General features: G+C 65.2%; 13 protein-coding genes and 1 pseudogene. 2 read left to right on the top strand and 12 right to left on the bottom strand.

Translation table 11 applies throughout. The annotated features are described in order from the left end of the window. Positions 1-158 precede the first annotated feature (158 nt). From OH705_RS19480 to OH705_RS19425, 12 genes and pseudogenes are all read right to left on the bottom strand, one after another. Complete coding sequence (locus tag OH705_RS19480; RefSeq protein ID WP_267302795.1) at positions 159-1,214, bottom strand: hypothetical protein; 1,056 nt, start codon at positions 1,212-1,214, stop codon at positions 159-161. Between the two features lie 33 nt (positions 1,215-1,247). Beyond that, positions 1,248-3,059 (bottom strand): hypothetical protein, encoded by a 1,812-nt coding sequence (locus OH705_RS19475; protein WP_267302794.1) that lies wholly within the window; start codon positions 3,057-3,059, stop codon positions 1,248-1,250. A gap of 3 nt (positions 3,060-3,062) precedes the next feature. Then, complete coding sequence (locus OH705_RS19470; protein ID WP_267302793.1) at positions 3,063-4,355, bottom strand: hypothetical protein; 1,293 nt, start codon at positions 4,353-4,355, stop codon at positions 3,063-3,065. Positions 4,356-4,374: 19 nt separating this feature from the next. After that, positions 4,375-5,298, bottom strand: coding sequence for a hypothetical protein (locus tag OH705_RS19465; protein ID WP_094009970.1), 924 nt, complete (start codon positions 5,296-5,298; stop codon positions 4,375-4,377). Between the two features lie 57 nt (positions 5,299-5,355). Continuing rightward, positions 5,356-7,743 (bottom strand): hypothetical protein, encoded by a 2,388-nt coding sequence (locus tag OH705_RS19460; protein ID WP_267302792.1) that lies wholly within the window; start codon positions 7,741-7,743, stop codon positions 5,356-5,358. A 10-nt stretch (positions 7,744-7,753) separates the two neighbouring features. Continuing rightward, positions 7,754-8,896, bottom strand: coding sequence for a hypothetical protein (locus OH705_RS19455; protein ID WP_267302791.1), 1,143 nt, complete (start codon positions 8,894-8,896; stop codon positions 7,754-7,756). Beyond that, complete coding sequence (locus OH705_RS19450; protein WP_267302790.1) at positions 8,875-10,320, bottom strand: alkaline phosphatase family protein; 1,446 nt, start codon at positions 10,318-10,320, stop codon at positions 8,875-8,877. The genes OH705_RS19455 and OH705_RS19450 overlap by 22 nt, the downstream gene beginning before the upstream one ends. Further along, positions 10,310-11,541: pseudogene (eboE, locus tag OH705_RS19445) on the bottom strand (metabolite traffic protein EboE). The gene OH705_RS19450 and the pseudogene eboE overlap by 11 nt, the downstream one beginning before the upstream one ends. After that, entirely contained in the window at positions 11,538-12,422 is an 885-nt protein-coding gene (locus tag OH705_RS19440; RefSeq protein WP_023631477.1) for a TatD family hydrolase, read from the bottom strand. Before OH705_RS19440 ends, eboE begins: the two are co-directional and overlap by 4 nt. Positions 12,423-12,458: 36 nt before the next feature. Next, the gene (locus OH705_RS19435; RefSeq protein ID WP_267302789.1) at positions 12,459-13,232 is read right to left on the bottom strand and encodes an EboA domain-containing protein; all 774 of its coding nucleotides are present in this window, start codon (positions 13,230-13,232) and stop codon (positions 12,459-12,461) included. Beyond that, complete coding sequence (locus OH705_RS19430) at positions 13,229-14,119, bottom strand: UbiA family prenyltransferase (protein ID WP_267302788.1); 891 nt, start codon at positions 14,117-14,119, stop codon at positions 13,229-13,231. The genes OH705_RS19435 and OH705_RS19430 overlap by 4 nt, the downstream gene beginning before the upstream one ends. Then, on the bottom strand, positions 14,116-15,978 hold the full coding sequence (locus tag OH705_RS19425; protein ID WP_267302787.1) for a 3-dehydroquinate synthase: 1,863 nt from the start codon (positions 15,976-15,978) through the stop codon (positions 14,116-14,118). Before OH705_RS19425 ends, OH705_RS19430 begins: the two co-directional genes overlap by 4 nt. Positions 15,979-16,528: 550 nt before the next feature. Between OH705_RS19425 and OH705_RS19420 the strand changes: the two genes are divergently transcribed. Together OH705_RS19420 and OH705_RS19415 are read left to right on the top strand one after the other, a co-directional pair. Then, complete coding sequence (locus OH705_RS19420) at positions 16,529-17,731, top strand: DUF3142 domain-containing protein (RefSeq protein WP_267302786.1); 1,203 nt, start codon at positions 16,529-16,531, stop codon at positions 17,729-17,731. After that, positions 17,718-19,865: a hypothetical protein gene (locus tag OH705_RS19415; RefSeq protein WP_267302785.1), complete on the top strand. Its 2,148-nt coding sequence runs from the start codon at positions 17,718-17,720 to the stop codon at positions 19,863-19,865. Before OH705_RS19420 ends, OH705_RS19415 begins: the two co-directional genes overlap by 14 nt. Positions 19,866-19,868: the final 3 nt, after the last annotated feature.

Raw genomic sequence — 19,868 nt, 5'->3', positions numbered from 1 at the left:
AGGGGCCTGGCGGCCTGACCGGGAAGTGGTAAGGCCGCCAGGCATTCGCCGACAGGACTGCAATCGCGTCGGTAAACAACAAGCCATCAAAATTTTCGGCTTTATCGCCTTGCCGCTGACTCACCTTGAATGCCGACCTGGCTGGAATGTACGCCGTATCAAAGCCCCACCCAGCGAACTCTGCCAGCCAACGGCACCACCTCGCCCCCTGCCGTGGGCAGTGCCCGCCCCAGCAGCCCCATGCCTTCGCTGACCAACACCCCATCGCGCACCAGGCACAGGTTGGACGGGGTATCCAGGCCTTGGGCAAGCACCGTCACCTGCTCGGTCTGCAGGTTGCAGTGCAGGAGCCTGCCTGAGAAACGGGTGAAGCCGCCATGCCGCGCCTCACCTTGCCAGTCGGGCGTCAAAGGTTGCTGCACGCTGTCGCAGAGCTCCAGCACCAGCAGGTTGCCGCTGCGATCCAGGGCCAGGCCGGTGGGCAGCTGCAACCCCTGGACAACTACCTCGATGCGTCCATCGGCTGGCCAGACCCGGATAACCTGTCCGGCCCTGTCGGCAAAGTCGATGCCCTTGCGCAGCGGGTCACCGTGCAGCTCGCCGGAGAACAGACTGATCAGCACTGCGTCCGTGTCAGGTTCGTACACCAGTGTGACGGGCACGGCCTCCTGGCCTTGCTCCAGTTCGGGCAGCTGCGCCAGCACGTGCTCCTGCTGGTCATCGACGAACTCCACCAACTGGTTGCTATCGGGCTTGACCGCCAGCCAACTGCGCCGGGATGGATGAAAGCACAGTGCGTTGAGGTTGCCGCGGCAGTGAAACACCGGCTCGGGCGAGTTGAACTGCAGGTCGAGCAACCTCGAGCCCTCGACATAGTCGGTCTGGCTGGCCAGGCAGCGTCCGTCACCGCAGGCGATGTCCGACAACCCCATGATTTCGTCGCGCAACATGCGCGCTTGCATGTTCATGGTGCGAAAACCCTGTGCCAGGGTTTCCCTGGGCAAGTAGGCGCCGGGTGAGGTCGGGTCCGGTCGCAGTCGACTGATCCGGCCGCTGAAGGGCTGCTCGGGCAGGCCGGACCCGGCCTCGGCCAGCAGCAGGCTGCCATCGGCCTGCAGACAGATGCCGCGTGGGTTGAGCAGACCCTCGGCGATGAGGGTGCTGGGGCGCAGCGTTGCGCGTGGATGGGTGGGGATATGAATAGCTGCAGACATCGGCTTCTCTCCGTGAGCGAACAGGGGTAGCGGCTACTGCGGTGGCTGCCACGGCTCGCCGGTGAGGTAGGCGCGCAGCAGCGCCCGCTGACTCGGCGACATCGAACGCACCACCGGCATGAACAGCGTGGTGCCTTTGTAGGCATCGGCGGTGCGGGCGAGGATCGGCCCCTTCGCCGCCATGATCGCGTCGGGCTGGTTCAGCGGCACGTACCGGGACATGGCGGGGAAGGCCAGGTAGTGAAAGCGCAGGACAGTTGGGTACACCTGCTGCCAAGTGATGATGCTGCCCGTGGCGATGCCGAAGTCGGTGCTGGCGAACTTGCGGAAGTTGGTGAAAAAACTGCCAGTGGCCAGGCCGTTGACGGAGTAGCTCAGGGCGACGAACCCGGCCTGTGCGTCGGTACCGGGCTTGACCTTGACCGGGAGGCTGACCGCGAGCTGGCCGGCCTCGACGACCAAGGTATCGGGCACGTCGAGAAAGTCCCAGTTTTCCGGCGCTCCGTAGACCGGGCCGGAAGGGCCGGTGCCGAGCGCTATCTTGCTCAGGGTGGTTACCGGGCCACCCAGGTAGCGGACCTGCAGGGTGATCGACAGGCCGTCGGGGTAGTCCTCGGTATAGACATTGCGCTGGTCGGCGTAGACCCGATAGACCGACTCGCAGGCATGCAACAGGGTGCCGGCGACGGCGCCGGGGGCGTCGACGTGCAGCACCGAGGTTTTCGTCGCCTGCTGCTGGCTGGGGTCGAGCGGCAAGTCGACCAGGCCGCCATACACGTAGTAGTTGCGCAGCAGGTCGCTGTTCGGATCGAGCGTGGCCAGGGGTACGGTACCGGCGGTGAAGGTGACGGGTCCGTAGTTGGCGTTGGGCCCGATGGGGCTGGTGATGTCGTCGCGCACGGCCCTGAAGGTCTGCTTGGGAATCAGGTTGACCATGTCGACGCTCAGCAGGCCGCTGCCGGCGAGCTCGGCGTAGGCGGTGCCGCCGGTGCTCTGGTTGACCAGCTGGCGTCCGGGCTGGCAGTTGGCGGGTTCGTTGGCAAAAGCCGGGGCCAGGGTGCCGATGACCCGACCGATGCTCGGGTTCGGGGTATATCGGCCCGCGGCGTAGTCGGCGTCCAGTTGCGCGGTGGTCATCGCCGGGCACATCTCGAACATCACGAAGCGCAACACGATCCCGGTCGCCCCGGGCGCCTGGATGATCGCGCGCAGCCCGGGGCTGTCGCGGTTCCAGCTGACGATGCTGGCGAGCGGGAAGGTCAGCTGGAAGGTGCCGCTCAGGCGGAACGAGCCCGGCGCGTCCATCGACGCGGGCAGCAGCACGCGCTTCTTCACATCAAGGCTGCTGCAGACGGTGTCGCAGCGGATCAGCAGCTGGGTATCGCTGTTGCCACCGATCTGCAGGCCGCCGACGAAGATCTGCGTGGTGGTCGTCGAGGTCGGATCCAGGTCCACCATCATCGGGCCGGAGTTGGTTGGCTGGCCGGTCGCCGGGTCCAGCGAGCCAAGCAGGTACACCGGTTGCCCCACCAGGTCACCGCTGGTGCTGACGCTGCCGGGGCTGCCCTGCGAGCTGATCATGGCGTTCTGCAGATCGACCAGGTGCTGCCCGTAGTGGTTCCAGCCACCGGCGGTGTAGTAGTCACCTGTCGGCGCATTGAGCATGGCGTTCAACTGGTCGTCGGTGAAGGACTGGGCGCCCGGCGCCAGGGTCGAGGTGGTCAGGTCGAAGATCGGCCACTCGTCGTTGCCATCGTAGGGGATGGTCGGCGAGTTGTTCGGCAGGCTGACATCGGTGCGGATGCCACCCCAGAAATTAAGGCGTGGGCCATTCAGGATGCTCATGGTTCAATCCTCGTCCTTGATGGTTTTGCCCAGGGGCGCATGGGCGAATTTGAACAGGTAGGAGAAGTCGGACTTGTACGGGCTCCTCACCGCCGTGGCCATGGAGTGGCAGTTCATGCAGCTGCTGTTGGGCTGGATGTAGCTTTCCATGGTGACGTTGGCTGACAGTGAGGGCGTCGGCTGGCCCAGCGGATTACCGGGGTTGTCGGGCATCAGCGGGCGCTGGGTGGTGACCAGTTGGTAGTACTTGAGCACGCTGCGTTGCAGCCCAGAGGCGGCGCGGTAGGCGGCGTTGACCTGTTGGGTGACATCGGCGATCGGGGTGACTCGGTTCAGCGGGTTGGGGGTCTGGAAGGTGGTGCCGGGCTTGGGCACGCAGACCAGTTGCGTGCCCTGGGTCTGCCAGTCGCAGGGCGACTGGTTGAGGCTCGCGGCGGGCGCGTCGGCGTTGAAGTAGGAATAAGCGGTGCCGGATGCCGGCTGGTCGACCCACTGGCCGCCCACCAGCGCTTTGGGCGGCACGTTGTCGATCTGCTCGAATGTCGACCAGATCCACTGCGGATAGCCCTTGGCCTTGGTGATCACATGCAGGCCCACCAGGCCGAGGAAGGCCTCGGTCACGCCGTTGCGCCGACCCTGGTCATCGAAGGTGGCCACCCGCGCCAGCATGGTCAGGTAGCGGCTGGCGTTGTCACGGGGGCCGAGGATGCGCCAGCTCGACTTGATCTCGATGACGCCATAAGGGAACTGGATGTTGGCTGCCCTGGACACCACATCGGCGTTGTAGAACTGGTTGGCGACGATGTAGTCGTAGGATGCCTCGTTGGCCGAGATATCGTAGTAGGTCGGGTTGCCGGCCTGGTCGATCAGCCAGCCGCCAACCGCCTGGTCGATGGCGTTGACCAGCGAGCTGTTCTTCAGCGCGGCGATGTTGATGATGCCCAGGCTCCTGGCGCCCTGCGGGGTGTTCCAGGGGCCGGGATTGGCGCCACCGGGCAGGAAGATCTCATCGAAGCTCTTGTAGGTCTGCCAGACGGTGTAGCCGGCGTCCCCAGGCTGCCGGGTGCAGTCCGGGTTGCCGCGCTGGCGGTCCTGGGCCGGCCAGTTCAAGGCGATGAACAGCTGCCAGCTGTAGCGATCGAACTGGTCCTGGCTGGCGTTGGCGGCCGGCGCGCTGCTGGGTGGCTGGCAATCGAGCTGGGTGGCCTGGGACGAGGGCAAGGCCTGTTCCCTGGCCAATGCCGTCAGGCTGGCCAGGCCCAGGGTTATCACGGATAAACGCAGTATGGCTTTCATGGCGATCCTTCGTCGTGGCTCAGGGTTTGCGCTGCATCAGTTTGTTCCACTGCGCCTTGTGCCCGTTGCTCTGGCCGGTTGGCGGCTCGAACAGCTGGCAGGGCGGCGGGTTCGATGGGCACATGGCGGCGACCTGCGCCCAGGTCTGGGCCGGGTCGGGCTTGGCAATGCGAAAGCCGGTGTAGTTCTGGCTGACGATCGGTGCGTTGGCGATGCTGGCATCCCCGGAAAAGTAGAACGACTGCGGTTGCCGGTAGGGCGGCTGGCCCGAGGCCTTGTTGTAGAAGGCATAGCCGAACAGGATCGGTCCCTGCGGCGAGTCCAGGTCCAGTGCATAGGCCTGCACGCTGGCGTCCAGGTGCTGGCTGCGGGTGGCGCTGTAGGGCAGGTGCTTGATGAAATCCTGCCGAGGCGGGTGGTTCATCGGCGAGAACATGCAGCAGGCCGGCATGTCCTTGGGCCGGTCCTGCGGGTAGGTGAGGAAGTAGGCCTTGTTGCCCAGGGACACGAACGAGCAGGTGTAGTTGTTGTTCTTGATCGGGAAGATCGGCAGGCAGTACTTCTCGTAGTGCTCCATCATGGCGCCGAAGCCGTCGCCATCGGCTGGAATGTAGGTGGTGTCGTAGTAGCTGGTGCCACGGGACACGGTGTAGTCGGCCGGGGCCAGGGTGGCCGGTGGGTTGCTGTAGGGCGGCGGATTCTTCTGGTAGTTGTGCATCACCCGGTACATCGTCCAGTCGCTGATCCAGTAGGCCGGAAAGAACGGATCGGACGGGTCGCTCGGTGCGCGTTTGGCGATGCAGTTGCCGTTGCTTGCATCGCAGCCCAGGGTGTTGTGCACGCCCATGGTGAAGTAGACGGCGCTGTCGTCGGCCTGGGCGACCAGCGAGGGGCACAGCAGCAGGACAAGCAGCAACAGTCGGTAGAGGATGCGGGTTTTCATGGGACACTCCTGTGAAGTGTGCCGGGTGACAGCCTCGTCACCCGGCAGTCCTGCCGGTCAGCCTTGCGGGAAGTCGCTCATGCTCAGCGGGATGGGGGGGTAGTTGCGTTTCACCAGGGCCTGGGCCCAGAGCTCCAGCACCGCCCGGCGGCTTTGCGGCATGTCCCGGGTGATGGGCATCGCCAGGGTGCTTTCCTCCTGGTACTCCTTGCTGATCAGCACGATCAACTGGTCGACCGCGCCTTCTATACGCGCCAGGGAGTTCAGCGGCATGTACTTGTTCATGATCGGGTACATGTAGAAGAACGGCTGCAGGATGAACGGGTAGATGAAGCTTTCCCAGATCAGCTGGCCGGCGTTCTGCTGCTTGTAGACCTGGTTCCAGGCATCGACGAATGCCTGCTGTATCTCCGGCTCCTGCGGCAACACGCGCAGCGGCGCGAGGAAGTCGGTGTAGGTTTGCATCAATTTGAAGCTGAACGGGATCTGCGGCGGCTGCTTGTCCTCATGCACGAAGAAGCGCAAGGTCGGGAAGCCCGGCGCCACGGCCTTGACAGTCAGCAGGGCAACCCCGTTGGCGTCGGTGGTGATCTGCGTGGTGCTGAACTGCACGTTGCCCTTCGGCTCATCCTTCAGTGTGCCCTGGCCCTGGACGGGGTTGGCGAATGCCAGGCTGGGGCTCAGGGCCACCGAACCTGGCGTGGGCAGGTACTGCTGGTAGCTAACCGCTTTCATGTCGGTGGTCGGGCCGGCGGGGTGGACCGCCGTGAGCCTACGGCCCGTGCCTTCGCTCAGCTGGCGGGTGAGCGACGGGGTACCGACGAACTGCGGCAGGTTGGGGGTGTTGTTGGCGGGATTGTCCGGGTCCTCCAGGAACAGCGTGAAGTCGGCCGGGTTGCTGAACGCCAGGTAATAGTCGGTGGTGCACATCATGTAGGCGTTGTTGTATTCGGCCACCGTCAGCACGGTACCGGCCGGCGCGGGCAGGCCGTCGTACTGCACCATGATCTGCAAGGTCTTGCTGTCGCCGACGTCGATGAAGCTGGCGCTCTCGACCACTTCGGCGGTCCACATCTGCTGGGTCGCCGCCTGCACGGGGGTGGCGCCTTGCTGCTGCAGCTCCAGCGCTCCGCTTTGCAGCTGTTTCTGCGCCTCGGCGCTCAACGGCAGGTCGAGGATCCCCGAACGTTTGTCGAAGGCTGCCTGCTGATAGTCGTCGTAGCCGAAACCGGCCAAAGGCGTGAACTGCTCGCCCTGGCGTATCCCCAGCTTGTAGCTGCCGGCGTCGAACTTCGCCGCCACCGGTATCTTGGCCTTCGGGTCGAGCGAATAGCTGGGGAACCCATTGAGCAGGTCCAGCGACAGGGTGTCGTCATGCACCTGCGCCGAGATGACCCCCAATGTCATGGATTTGAAGTTCACACCGTCCTTCTGCAACTGTACCGGATCAGCAGGGACCAGCCGCCGCCCGGCCGGTGCCGTGGGGAACTCGTCGTCGAACCACAGGCCCAGGGTGCCGGCGGTGCGGCTGTAGGCGGGGTTGAAGAAGATGCTGCCGACATTGTCCAGGCCTTTCTGGTACATCGCCTGCACATTGGCCAGGATCTTCGAGTCGACGGTGTGGGTGATGATGGGCGGTTGGTCGTTGAAAATGCCGTTCATGTCGTAGCAGGTCAGGTAGGTAGAGAAACGGAACATCAGCCCTTTGGCCTTCTGCTGCTCCATCTGTTGCTGCAGGTTCTGCAGCAGTTGCGAGTTGCCGAGGGCCCAGCTCAGGTTCTCTTTGGGGAAGCACGTCTGCCAGGTGGTGGTCACATAGATCAGCCCACCGAGGGTCGCCCAGTTGAAGTTGAGGAAGCGGTCGAGCATGCGGTGCTCGCGCTTGAGCGTCAGGCCGCACTGGGCGTCGCCAAGTACCAGCCGGTCGAAGTACAGCGCGGTGAAGGTGTTCTGCCAGGGGCTGACGTCGACGAAGCGCGCCGGGGTGGGGGCGTCACTGCCGAACGGGTTGCCGAGCAGGTTGTAGGTCTGGTTGATCAGCGGGTCCTGGCTGACATAGCCGCCACCGGGCAGCTCGCCGCCGGTGATGACGGAGGCGGTCGCCGGGATCGTGGGGTCTGCTGGCGTGTAGTTGACGGTGCCGCAGGCATTGTCGCCAAACAGGTTCCACTCGCCGGGGATCATCACGCTGGGATTCTGCGAGACGTTGCCCGGCACCTGGGTCACATAGGTTGGCGCTTCGAGCAGCACTTGCGGGGCGATGACCCATGGCATCAACTTGCTGCTGGCATTCGCCGGGTTGATTCCGTAGTACTCGAGGAAACGCCAGTTCAGACGCATCTTCGAAGCATCGTAGAGCGGGAACATGTCGTTGTTGTTGGCGGTCGGCGGGCTCCAGAACATATGGCCGCCGAGATAGATGCGCGGGAAGTTCAGTACGCTCATGTCATGCTCCTTAGCGTTGCCACTGGGCGCGTTTCAGCGACCAGACAAAGTCCAGTTTGTTGTACCCGGCGAACTCGGACGCCGGCACTTCGGCAGTCGGATAGACAATCCCGCCTTGCTGCTTCTGGGCGAAATTGAAATAGCCCTTGGTCTTGGAGTAGGCCGCCGTGCCATGGCAGGCGAAGCACGAGGACTGGCTCTGGAAGGCCGACTCGAGCTGGGAGTTGGCCAGCAACTTCGGATTGGTCTCGGACTGGGTGCCGATCAGCTCGTACTGCGCCAGCGCCGGGTACATGGCCTGGAAGGTGGTGTTGGCGGTCTGCGCCGCCGGGGTCGGCCCGGTGCTGTTGCTCATCGGGGTCGGGGGAATCGCGTTGGTCACGGTGTACTTGCCGTTGTTGCGATTCTCGAAGGTGGTCCAGACCCATTGCGGGTTCAGCTTGTTGACCACGTGCAGGCCACTGAGCGCGGCGTAGCCGACCTGGTACTGGCCGTTGTCCTGCTGGTAGTAGGCCTGGGCGATGTAGTAGCCATCGCCTTGCAGTTGCTGCTGATAATCCGGGTCATTGCCGATCCACAGCCAGGCGGCCTTGAGCTCCCAGGCGGTGGAGGGAAAGGCCAGGTTGCTGGTCAAGGCGGCCTGGCCGTTCACGTTGTACACCTGCTTTTGCACGATGTAGTCGAAGGTGTCCTCGCCCATCAACAGCTGGAAACGCACCGGTTGCCCCTGTTGCGCGGTGGGTACCGCGCCGCCCATTTCCAGGATCAGGCCGTCCACCTGCTGCACGGCGTTGAGGTTGTGGAACGTGCGGTCGGGGTTCAGGCCCTGGGCCTGGGCGGCCTGCAGCACCGCGACCGGCACCGGCTCGCTCTGGCCCCAGGGCAGCGGTGCGGCGCCATTGCTCAGGTAGACCTGGTCCGAAGGCTTGAGAGTTTCCCAGACCCGATTGGGGCTGTTCGACTCGACCGGCTGGTTCAGGCAGACGAACCAGTTCCAGCTCATGCTTTCCGGCCCTTGGGCGAAGGTCTGCCGGGCTTGGTCGACGTTGCCGCCAAACTGCATGAACTGGTTGCAATCGAAGGGGGTAGAGCCCTCGGCCTGGGCCAGTCCGGCCAGTGCGCTGAGGACGGTTATTGAGATGGCTCGCCGCATGTAAGCTCCTTGGCTTTGGCCAGGTCGGTGTATGAGTGCCCCAGGAAATGCTGCAGGAGCAGTTGCTTCACCGCGGTCGCCGGCAGGCTGCCCGGCAACGGCAGATCACAATCGGTAATGAGCAGTGGCCCGGTCTGCGCGCTGGCGGGCAGACGGCCGTGGCTGCCACGCACCATCGAGGTGTCGAGCGGGATCAGGTCCATGTAGTAGCGAAAGCCGAGCTTCTTCTGCAGCAGGCGCCGCGCCACTTTCAGCCTGGGGAAGCGGATGGCGGGGTCGATGAACAGCTCCAGCGGGTCGTAGCCGGGCTTGCGGTGGATGTCCACGGTGCGGGCGAAGTCCGGTGCCTTGCGATCGTCGAGCCAGTAGCGGTAGTCGAACCAATGATCGGCGGCGGCTATGGCGACCAGTTCGCCACTGCGCGCGTGGTTCAGCTGCCAGGCCTGCTGCTCGGTCCTGTCCAGCACCCGCTCGATGCCGGGCTGGCCTTGCAACAGGGCTTTGACCCGAGGGATGTCGCGGGCCTGGCGGACGTAGACATGGGCAATCTGGTGGTCGACGACGGCGAAGGCAGCGCTGGCGCCGGGGTCGAGCAGTTCCCAGGTCAGTGACTGGCGCACCTGCAGCAGACCTTCAGCGCGCAGCAGGCAATTGATGGACACCGATTGACTGACTGCCTCGATGCCGTACTCCGACAGCAGCATCACGGCCGCGCCTTGCGTCTTGGCGAAGCCCAACAGGCGGCCGACCTCGGCGTCGATGGCCTGCACTTCGTCGACGATAGACGGGTGCCCTGGCCCGAGGCGCTGCAGGCAGTAGTCGAGGTGGGGCAGGTAGACCAGCTGCAGGTCCGGGCGATCGAGCTGGAACTCGGCCATGGAGCAATCGACGATCCAGCGGCTGGAGGCGATGCCGGCGGCAGGCCCCCAGAACGCCGGGAACGGAAACGCGCCGATCTGCTCTTCGATCCGCGCATGCAGGTTTGCCGGGGACGAGTACAGGCCGAACAGCTTGCGGCCATCGGCCGGATAGTGCGGGCGCGGGGTGATGGCGGCATCGACGTCGGCGTACATGTTGTACCACCAGAACAACTGGCTGCAGCGAAAGCCCGGCAGTTCGCGCTTGAGCGTCTGCCAGACCTTCTCGCCCTGGATCAGGGCGTTGGGTTGCAGCCAGAAACGCACTTCGGCCTGGTCGCGAAAGTACCAGCCATTGCCGACGATGCCGTGCCCGGCCGGTGGCAGGCCGGTGAGGATCGAGGCCTGCACCGTGGAGGTGACGGCAGGGAACACCGGTTGCAGGCTGGCCATCCTGGCGTTTTGCAACAGCCGGTTGATGTGCGGCGTCGCCGAGCCCAGCAGCGCAGGCGTCAGCCCGACCACGTTGATCAGCAGCAGCGGTTGGCGGGGCTGTTCAGAGGGCATCGGCGCAGACCTCCTGTGCGTTGGGTTGCAGCAGGCGACGCTGGCGCAACTGCTCCTCGACCCAACGCAACTCGTCGCTGATGCCCTGTTGCTGCGCAGCGGCGGTGGTGGGTCGCAGTTGCGCAGGCAGAACGCCCCAGCTGTAGGTTTCCACTTCCAGGACGGGGCGGATGTCTTCGTGCGCCGCGAGAAAATCGAAGGTCTGCGCCAGAGCGGCCTGGCTGGCGCCAAGCTCCGGCAGCAGCAGGTGTTCGCTGAACAGCGGGATGTGGAAGTGAACCCGCAACTCCCGGTAGCGCCCGGGCTCCGCCAGGCAGGCAGCGAGCGCAGCAGGCAGGTCCGCCCAGGCGCACAGGTGGCCTTGGCTGTCGCGCGCCTGTACCTGGTGCAGATAGGTGGCTTCGGCAAAGCCGCCCAGCACCTCGAGTACCTGGGCGCAACGGCGAATGTCCTGGGCCGGCAGGCGGCAGATCATCGCATTGGAAAGCTGGATCTTGCCGATGGGCACCCCGGCCTGGCGCAGCCTTTCCAGGGACTGCCGGCAGTCTTCGAACATCACCGCCTGGTGGCAGACGTCGAAGCACAGTGCCAGGTATTCATGGTGTGGGTCGCTGGCCTGCCAGTGGTGGAAGAAGGCGACGGCCTGGTCGGTAGTTTGCAACACGCAGTCCGGCTCCATTTCCAGGCATACGATGATCTTCTTGCCGGTTTCCTGGTGCAGACGGGCCAGCGCCGAGGTGAGCTGGCGCAGCTGTTCCTCGGCACGCTGCTGCAGCGCCGGGCTCCAGTGGGCGGCATAGCCCAGCGGCACGCTGGAAATCACCCCTTGCCGGCAGTCCGGCGGCAGCGCTTCGGCCAGCAGCCGTGCCAGCTCCAGGCTGTACGCCAGCCGTTGCTGTCGGCCCAGCTGGGCAGGTAGACGGCAGCCTTCACCGCGCCCTCATGGAACTGCCCGTAGGGGAAGCCGTTGAGCGAGGTCAGGCGCAGCCCGCTGCGTCGCAGCAGGTCGAGAAACGCCTGCCGTGCCGGCGCCTGGCGCAACTCGGAAGCGGCGCGGGCGCTGATCCACAGCCCGCTGTCTTGCACGTCGAGCCCGCGCAGTCTGCGCACGCCCTGGAAGTGTTGCTCGATGGAGGCGCGCAGCGCGGCCAGGTCAGGTGCCGGGTGCACGTTGCCGCAGTAGCCGAGCTGCGAGGCGCTCCAACCCCGGCCAGCGCTCATTTGACCACCGGATCCTGGCCGCGCAGGGCCGAGTTTTCCTGCCACTGGCGACGCTGGTCGATGGGCAGCGGGGTGCTGACCAGGGTCTTGTCCAGCTGGCCACTCTGGGCAAAGAAATCCACCGGGTTGTGGAACAGCACCTGTTCGACCTGGGCCTCGCTGAAGCCTGCGGCCAGCATCGCCTGGCCGGTTTTTGGCACCTTGAGCGGGTCACTGATGCCCCAGTCGGCGGCGCTGTTGACCACCATTTTTTCCGTACCGTACTGCTGCAGCAGCGCGACCATGCGTTGCTCGGACATCTTGGTGTTGGGGTAGATCGAATGGCCGCGCCAGCAATCGCTGTCGAGCACCAGCGGCAGGGTCAGTTCGTTGAGGTGGTCGATGATCACCAGATGCTCGGCGATGCCGACTTCGCGGATCACCGCCAGGGTGCGCTTGGTGCCGCCGATCTTGTCGCGGTGTGGGGTGTGCACCAGCACCGGCAGGTTGAATTGCCTGGCAAGCTCAAGTTGCGCGGCGAGAAAGCGGTCTTCCTCGGGGGTGATGTCGTCGTAGCCGATTTCACCCACCGCCACCACGCCGTCCTTGACCAGGTAGCGCGGCAGGACCTCGAGTACCTCATAGGCGATCGACAGGTCGTTGGCCTCCTTGGGGTTGAGGCCGATGGTGCAGAAGTGATGGATGCCGAACATGCTGGCGCGAAAACGCTCCCAGCCCAGCAGGGTGTCGAAGTAGTCGATGAAGCTGCCGAGGCTGGTCCTGGCCTGGCCCTGCCAGAACGCGGGTTCGATCACCCCGGTGATGCCGGCGGCAGCCATGTTCTGGTAGTCATCGGTGGTGCGGCTGACCATATGGATATGCGGGTCGAAGTACTTGGGCATGGTGGATCCTCGTCAGGGAGAAGGCATCGTCGGGTATCAGGTCGGTAAGTGGCCGGCCAGGTGCTCATGCCAGCCGGGGGGCAGGCATTGCTGGCGGCTGAGGCCAAGTAGACGCTGGTGCTGCGCCGGGCTGAGCAGGTTGAAGGCAATCGCCAGGTACAGACCGCCGGAAACCGGGCGCGCGGCAGCCAGTTGCTCATCCAGCAGATCGAGGGCCAGTTGGTTGAGGGCGACGCCCTGACGCTCGCTCAGACCGCGCAGGCGGCTCACGTCCAGCCCCATGCCGAGCGCTTTGAGCACCAGCTGGTGGAACGCCCGCTCCGGGTAATGGCGGGACGGGTAGAGGGTGTCGAGGGCGAGGGCGGCGAACACCTGGCTGTTGCTGGTACGCCCGGCCTGCAAGGCCAGCTCCAGGCACGAGCCATGGCTGTCGAGCCAGTCCAGGGCCTTGAGCAGGGCGACCTTTTCCTGGTCGTCGCCCCACAGGAACAACTGGCGCAGCAAAGGCAGCTGCTCGGCCTCGGGCTGCTGGTCGATGACCTGCGCCAGCAGCAGTGCGCGTGCCAGTTGCAACTGGCTCCAGCCCTCATCGTCGTGCATGGCCCGATCGCCGATCCGGCGCTTGCACTGGCTGCTCAGGAGGGCGGCGGTGTTGGCGTCCGGCGACTGCCCGAGGCGCGCCAGCGCCTGCTGCCACCACTGCAACTCGGCCTGATCGAGTTGCGCGATCAAGGCCTGCTGCCGTTCGGCCAGGCAGTCGTGGCGCATGTCCAGCGCCGCCGTTGGCGACGCAGCGATATGACTGTTCATGTCGGTTTGATCCAGCGTTGGAGGTATGGAAGCAGGAAGAACACCAGGACGCACAGCAGGCTGCCCAGGGGCTGGTCAGCCACCGCCAGCACCAGGGCATCGAACAGCGGGAGGGCCGCCAGCCCCGCGCCGATGAAGGCGCGTACTTGTCGGCGCCGCGGATCGGCGAGGTGCAGCCAGTAGTGCCAGCCCAACCAGCCCAGCCACAGCAGCAACACCGGCCAGAACCACAGGGTGTCGGCGTAAGCCGCCAGGGCCAGCGGGCTGAGCATCAGCAGCAGGGGCAGGCGGCTGAGCAACTGGTTGAGGTGCTCCTGGCGTGCCAGGTAGGTCAGGCCGCTGATGTACACGCCCAGCAGGATCGCGCACAGCCAGATGGGCTGCGCCGGCACCGCCAGGCTGGCTGCCGCGGTGAGGTACAGCGCCGAGCGGCACGCGCCCATCAACCAGACACTGTGGACGTGGGTCTTGTGCAGCAGGTTGTAGCCGAGAATGCAGCCCACCAGCAGGGTGACGCTGCCCAGCAGCCAGTGCGGCTGTTCGACCAGGCGGCTCAGGCCGAGCGCAGCGGTCGCGGCCAGCAGCAGCAACCCGTAGATGGCCAGGCGCACCTGCCGCCGGCTGACCAGCCCGAGGGTGATGGGGCGGGCGTTGCTGTGCTGTTGGTCCCAATCGGCGTCCAGCAGGTCGTTCAGCAGCATGCCGGCCAGGTACAGCAGCGACAGCATGGCCAGCAGCAGGAGCCACACCAGAGAGGAGGGTGGCGCCAGGGCGCCGGCGCTGCTGGCCAGCAGGGCGGCGGCGAGGGTGTTGGTCCACACCGTGGGCAGGTTGGAGACCCGGCCAACGGTCAGCCAGGTTTTCAGGTCCGGCGCGATCGGGTTCATTGCGCGCAGCCCTCGCCCAGGGTGAGGGGCGCGCGCTGGCTGACCAGCCGCAGCAGCGCCTGTTCCATCAGGGCGTCATCGATCTCGTGCAGGTCGACCGATGTGCCGATGCAGCTCAGCATGGGGATGGACAGCTGCCCGCCCAGGTGCTGGCGAAACTCCTCGAGCCCAAGCAACACTCGCGAACGTCCATGCGCATCTTTCAGGCTCAGCTCCGGCGGGCACAGGTTGAAGCCAAGCCTGAGCAACAGGCTGATGACGCGCTCGCTGTCGGCATCGCTCAACAGACCCAGGGCATTGGCATAGAGCCCGTCGAGGGCCATGCCCACCGCCACCGCTTCACCGTGGCGCAGGCGGTGCTGGCTGAGGTTTTCCAGCTTGTGCGCCGCCCAGTGGCCGTAGTCCAGTGGGCGCCCGTTGCCGCGTTCGAAGGGGTCGCCAGCGCCGGTGATGTGCCCCAGGTGCAGCTCGGCGCAACGGCGGATGGCGTAACGGCTGGCCGGATGATCGAAGTGGGCGAGGGCGTCGGCCTCCCGCTCCATCCACTCGAAGAAGGCGCGGTCCTTGATCAGCGCCACCTTGACCGCCTCGGCCAGGCCGGCGATGCGGTCGCGGTGGGCAAGCGTGGTGAGCAGCTGGAAGTCATTGATCACTGCGCAGGCGGGGTAGAAGGCGCCGAGCAGGTTCTTCTGGCCGAAGGCGTTGATGCCGTTCTTCACGCCGATGCCGGCGTCGTTCTGTGCCAGTACCGTGCTGGGGATGCGGATCAGGCGCATGCCCCGGTGAAAGGTGGCGCAGGCGTAGCCCACCGCGTCCAGCACGGCGCCGCCGCCCAGGGCCAGGACGAAGCAATGGCGGTCCAGCCCATGGCTCAGCATGTCGCTGTACAGCTGTTGCAATACCTGTGCGTCCTTGCTCAGCTCACCGGCCGGCACGGCGATGGGCGCGGCTTTCAGGTTCAGGTCCGCAGCATGGGCGGCAAAGTAGGCGTCGATCTGGCCCGGCAGGTGCGGTGCGCAGCGCAGCAGCTGTTCGTCGGCGAACACCAGCACCGTTACCCGACCACGCTGCTGTGCGGTGAGCTGGCGATGCAGGCAGGTGTTGAGCGGATCGAACAGGTGCTCGGTGAACACCACGGGGTAGTCGTAACTGACCGTGAAACGCCCGCGCAGTGGTTCACCCCTGCGCAAGGTCTTGAACAGGCTGTACCCGGCAATGAACAACGCGGGCAGGACCATGCCGGCGAGCAGGGTCACCAGCAGCGCGTTCTGCGCGACCAGGAAGCTGCCGATGGCGCTGTAGGCCAGTGCCAGGCCGGCATTGGCCAAGGTGGTGACCAGGATGAAGGCGCGCAACGGATAGCGCTGCATGCCGGCCGCCACCACCGAGGTTTCCGCCAGCACCGGCACGCCGCGCAGGCAGATCAACGACAGCGTGCCCAGCCGATACGCCAGTTGCCCCGGCTGGCGCTGGTGCAGGCCCAGGCGGCTGGACAGCAGGCGAAAATACCCCGCCCCTAGCGCATACCCCAGCCCGGCACCCAGGCACAGGCCGATGAAGATCACCAGGTAGCCGCCAACGCTGCCAAGCGTCGCCACCGCAAACAGCGCGACCATGCTCGACGGCACGGGTAGTACCACGTCCAGCGCCAGCAAGCCGATCAGCAGCACCGCCAGGGTAAGCATCTGGGCGGGGGTCGAAGGCAGGAAGTGTTCGAGGTGGGAAAGGAAGTTCTGGATCTGTTGTTCGAATAATACAAAGCTGGCGATCACCAGGCCTGAGAAGCACAGTACTGACAACCAGAAATGTTTGCCCGGCCCTCTTTGCGAGAGCGCACGATACCCGCGGCTGCGCTTCATCAAGCGTCCCTCTTGTTATTTGACTGATTTCCGTTTCAGCAATCGAACGTCACGCCCAATGGGCGCAAGGACATGGACTCCTCTGAACTTATTGGCGAGGGAGTTGTATCTATGATGTTGGCGAAGACAAACACAAAACTAGTCGGCCGCTTCGCTTTTGCAAGGAAATGTGGGGCGAAGGGTTAGATGAAACACGTGATTTTTATGAGTGCATTAGAATGCTTGCGAATTATTAATCCTGACTATATATAAATAATTAATCTTGAAGCTTGTATGGTTTGCCTGGTGAATGATAATCAATTAATTTGGTCATTATTCTTCGCCTTGCAAGTTAGTAGCTGAAGTCAAGTTAGATAGTCTTCTAGCTAGTACGCAGCTATTTAAAATGACGCGTGCTGAGTGAAGGCTCTTTACTCACCAACGGTAATCCTCGCATATACGCCCATGGAGAACATCTGTACTCCAGCTGGCAGGACGCCGCCTCGATGCTGAGTTGAGGTAATATCGCCGCCTCGCCACCGGCAGCCCAACGCGCCAGACAAAGGATTGCATGCCCGCCACCCCGTCCCTGCGTCATCTGTTCTTCTGTGTCGTGCTCGGCGCGCTCGCCGGCTGCCGGCCTGAGCCCGCACTGCCGCTCGACCAGCAGCTCTATATCTGGCAACGCCAATGGCAACCCGCCCATGAGCAAGCCCTGGCGGACAGCCGCGCCGACTTTTCGACCTTGCGCGTACTGGCCTTGCAAGCGCAGCCCAAAGCCGGGTGGAGCAGGGCGCTGGTCGACCTGCCACGGCTCAAGGCCGATGGCCGGCCAGTGATCGCCGTGGTGCGCCTGGACGGCCAGTTGCCGGCCCTCGACCTGCAGGAGGCAGGCCCACAGATGGCGCGCCTGCTGGCGGACTGGCAGGCCGCGGGTGTGGCCCTGGAGGGGTTGGAGATCGACCATGACAGCGGCAGTGCTCGCCTTGCAGGCTATGGCGAATTTCTCCTGAAACTGCGCGCACAACTGCCGCCGGGCCTGAAGCTGAGCATCACCGCATTGCCCGCCTGGCTCGACAGCCCGCAGCTGCCGGCGCTGTTGCAGGCGGTGGACAGCAGTGTGTTGCAGGTGCACGCAGTGAGCGACCCGCGGCGCGGCCTGTTCGATCCGGCACAGGCCAGGCAATGGGCCGAACGCTGGAGTCGCGTCGGTGACAAGCCGTTCTACCTGGCCTTGCCCGCCTATGGCGTCGCGTTGCTGCCTGATACCGGTGGCGCGCCCGTTGTGGAAAGCGAAACACCGTTGAATCGTGGCGGCGAACGCCGCGAACTGCTGGCCGATCCACAGCAACTGGCGGACCTGGGCAGACAATGGCGCAACCAGCCACCTGCGCACCTGGCCGGGCTGATCTGGTTCCGCCTACCGTTGCCCGGCGACCGCCGCGCCTGGAGCCTGACCACCTTGAAGGCAGTGGCGCGAGGCGACGCGCTCGCCAGCCACTGGCGGGTCGAACTGTCCGGGCAGGCGGGGCTGCGCGACATCAATCTGGTCAACGTCGGCAATCTCGACCTGCCGATACCTGCGCGGGTGGAGCTGAACGTCGCATCCTGTGACGCCGCAGACGGGCTCAACGGCTACCGCTTGCAGCAATCCCCGCAACACCTCATCTTCAACCGCCAGTCCAGCGCGCGTCTCGCCGCTGGCGGCCGGCGCGTCCTCGGCTGGGCGCGCTGCCATGGAATCGATCAAGGAGCATGGAATGTCTACCCGTAACTGGCCCCGGCGCCTGCTGTACCTGTCCCTGAGCGTGCCGGCCGTTCCGGCGCTGGCCTGTGGCCCGGACTTCCCGATGCAGTTGCTCGGCGATCGGGCGCACACCCTGGCCGAGTTGCCGGAGGGCAATTTCGGCTTCGAGGTGAATCGCCTCGGCGAGCAGATCGCAGGCCTCAAGCCCGCCACCGATGTGACCCTGACGCCTTACTGGGACAGTGACGACAACGACCGACCTTACCGTGAGCAGCGCAGCCGCATCGAGGCAAGCGAGCTACCGGAATCGCTGCGCGAAAAGGTCGCGCAACTGCGTGCCCTGGCGGATCCGCAACAAGTGCTGGAGCAGGGCGCCGAATTGCCGGATGAACTGCGCCTGTACATTGCCGGCGCGGTGGCTTTCGACACCGGCGACCACGCCCTGGCCGCGGATTATTTTGCCAAGGTGCTGGCCCTGCCAGCTGAACAACGCAAGCTGCGCAGCACCTGGGCAGCCTACTCGCTGGGGCGGGCCTTGATGGCCCGCAGCTTCGCGGCCAGTGATGATCCGCAACAGACCCCGCAGGCCCTGCAAGCCCGGGCGCGCGAGGCTTTCCAGCAAGCCCGCGCGCTCAGCGCCGAAGGCTTCAGCGACCCATTGGAACTGGGGGTTGCCAGCCTTGGCGAGGAGGCCCGCCTGGCCAAGCTCGCTGGCGACTGGAACAGCGCCATCCGCTTGTATGCCAGCCAGAGCCGTCTGGGCTCGGGCAGTGGCTACAGCTCGCTCAGGCAACTTGCCAACGAACTGGTGAGCCTGCCAGATGAACAGCTGAAGACGCAGTTGGCGCAACCGATGCCACGCAAGCTGCTCACCGCCTATCTGCTCAGCCATGTCGGTTGGGACTACGACGGCCAGCCGCCAACCCAGGCCCGGCGCCTGCCCGGGTTGCTGCAGGCCAGTGTCGGCGACAAGCTGGAAGACGCCGACCGCCTGGCTGCATTGACCTACCAGCAAGGCAGCTATGCCGCGACCAGGAGCTATCTGCAGCAGGCCGGCGATACCGGCCTTGCCTGGTGGCTGCGCGCCAAGCTGGCCTTGCGCGATGGCGACAAGGCCCAGGCAGCCGCTGCCTATGCCAAGGCCGCCGCCGCGTTCCCCCGCGAAGAGTCGTGGGGCTCGAGACAGACACCCGATTGGGACTACGAAAGCGTCAAGCCCGGCTGCCGGGTCGAAGGCGAGGGCGCGATCCTGGCGCTGGAGCGCGGCGACTACCTGCAGGCCTTCGACCTGCTCTACCGCAGCCAGGACATCTACTGGCAGGATACGGCCAACGTGGCCGACCGCGTGCTGACCCTGGACGAGCTCAAGGGCTATGTCGATGCCCATGTGCCGGCGCCACCGGCCCCCAAGGTGGAAGAGGGCGGCTATGTGCCGCGACCGGTGGCGACGCAGCTGCGCGAGTTGCTGGGCCGACGTCTGCTGCGTGAGGGCCGTTATGACGAGGCGCCCGGCTACTTCGCCACGGCGCAGTTGCAGGCCGATGCCAAAGCCTACGGCCAGCATCGCCAGGAGGCCGCCTCGCGCTGGACGGCCACGGGCCGCGCCGAGGCGCTGTTCGCCGCGGCCACCTTGGCACGCGGTGCCGGCATGGAAATCCTCGGCTACGAAATGGCACCGGACTATGCCTGGCTGGGTGGCAGCTTCAGCCTGGGCAGCGCCACCCTGCAGCCCGGGCCGTTCATCGGTGCCGGCGAAGTGCAGCGCCAGTTGGCGACCGAGGCCAAGCCCGACCAGCGTTACCACTATCGTTATGTCGCCGCCGACCTGGCCAACCAGGCCGCGGACCAGTTGCCGCGCAGCAGCCAAGCCTTCGCCGCGGTGCTGTGCACGGCGGCGGGCTGGGTGCCGGGCACCGAGCAGGAAAGCGCGCTGTACAAGCGCTACGTCCAGCAGGGGCCGTTCGTGCAGTGGGCAGAGGATTTCGGCAACCAGTGCGAAGCGCCCCGGTTCGACCAGGCCAACAAACGCTATGTGACAGAGAAGCTGGATGCCGCGCGGGCGGCGTTGCGGCCGTACAAGGCGCAGGCGCTACCGGTGGGGTTGGTGGTATTGGCGGGGGTTGCCTGGATGTGGTTGCGACGGCGCAAGGCCAAGGTGTGAAAC

Source organism: Pseudomonas sp. BJa3, from assembly GCF_026343815.1.
GTDB classification, from domain to species: domain Bacteria; phylum Pseudomonadota; class Gammaproteobacteria; order Pseudomonadales; family Pseudomonadaceae; genus Aquipseudomonas; species Aquipseudomonas soli.
The sequence above is the reverse complement of the archived record's forward strand: the minus strand, read 5'-3'. Positions and strand labels throughout refer to the sequence as shown.

What these genes read in the sequence shown, in the direction of transcription:
- OH705_RS19480 (WP_267302795.1), bottom strand. Translation starts at nt 1,214, where the DNA reads ATGTCTGCAGCTATTCATATCCCCACCCATCCACGCGCAACGCTGCGC.
- OH705_RS19475 (WP_267302794.1), bottom strand. Translation starts at nt 3,059, where the DNA reads ATGAGCATCCTGAATGGCCCACGCCTTAATTTCTGGGGTGGCATCCGC.
- OH705_RS19470 (WP_267302793.1), bottom strand. Translation starts at nt 4,355, where the DNA reads ATGAAAGCCATACTGCGTTTATCCGTGATAACCCTGGGCCTGGCCAGC.
- OH705_RS19465 (WP_094009970.1), bottom strand. Translation starts at nt 5,298, where the DNA reads ATGAAAACCCGCATCCTCTACCGACTGTTGCTGCTTGTCCTGCTGCTG.
- OH705_RS19460 (WP_267302792.1), bottom strand. Translation starts at nt 7,743, where the DNA reads ATGAGCGTACTGAACTTCCCGCGCATCTATCTCGGCGGCCATATGTTC.
- OH705_RS19455 (WP_267302791.1), bottom strand. Translation starts at nt 8,896, where the DNA reads ATGCGGCGAGCCATCTCAATAACCGTCCTCAGCGCACTGGCCGGACTG.
- OH705_RS19450 (WP_267302790.1), bottom strand. Translation starts at nt 10,320, where the DNA reads ATGCCCTCTGAACAGCCCCGCCAACCGCTGCTGCTGATCAACGTGGTC.
- OH705_RS19440 (WP_023631477.1), bottom strand. Translation starts at nt 12,422, where the DNA reads ATGCCCAAGTACTTCGACCCGCATATCCATATGGTCAGCCGCACCACC.
- OH705_RS19435 (WP_267302789.1), bottom strand. Translation starts at nt 13,232, where the DNA reads ATGAACAGTCATATCGCTGCGTCGCCAACGGCGGCGCTGGACATGCGC.
- OH705_RS19430 (WP_267302788.1), bottom strand. Translation starts at nt 14,119, where the DNA reads ATGAACCCGATCGCGCCGGACCTGAAAACCTGGCTGACCGTTGGCCGG.
- OH705_RS19425 (WP_267302787.1), bottom strand. Translation starts at nt 15,978, where the DNA reads ATGAAGCGCAGCCGCGGGTATCGTGCGCTCTCGCAAAGAGGGCCGGGC.
- OH705_RS19420 (WP_267302786.1), top strand. Translation starts at nt 16,529, where the DNA reads ATGCCCGCCACCCCGTCCCTGCGTCATCTGTTCTTCTGTGTCGTGCTC.
- OH705_RS19415 (WP_267302785.1), top strand. Translation starts at nt 17,718, where the DNA reads ATGTCTACCCGTAACTGGCCCCGGCGCCTGCTGTACCTGTCCCTGAGC.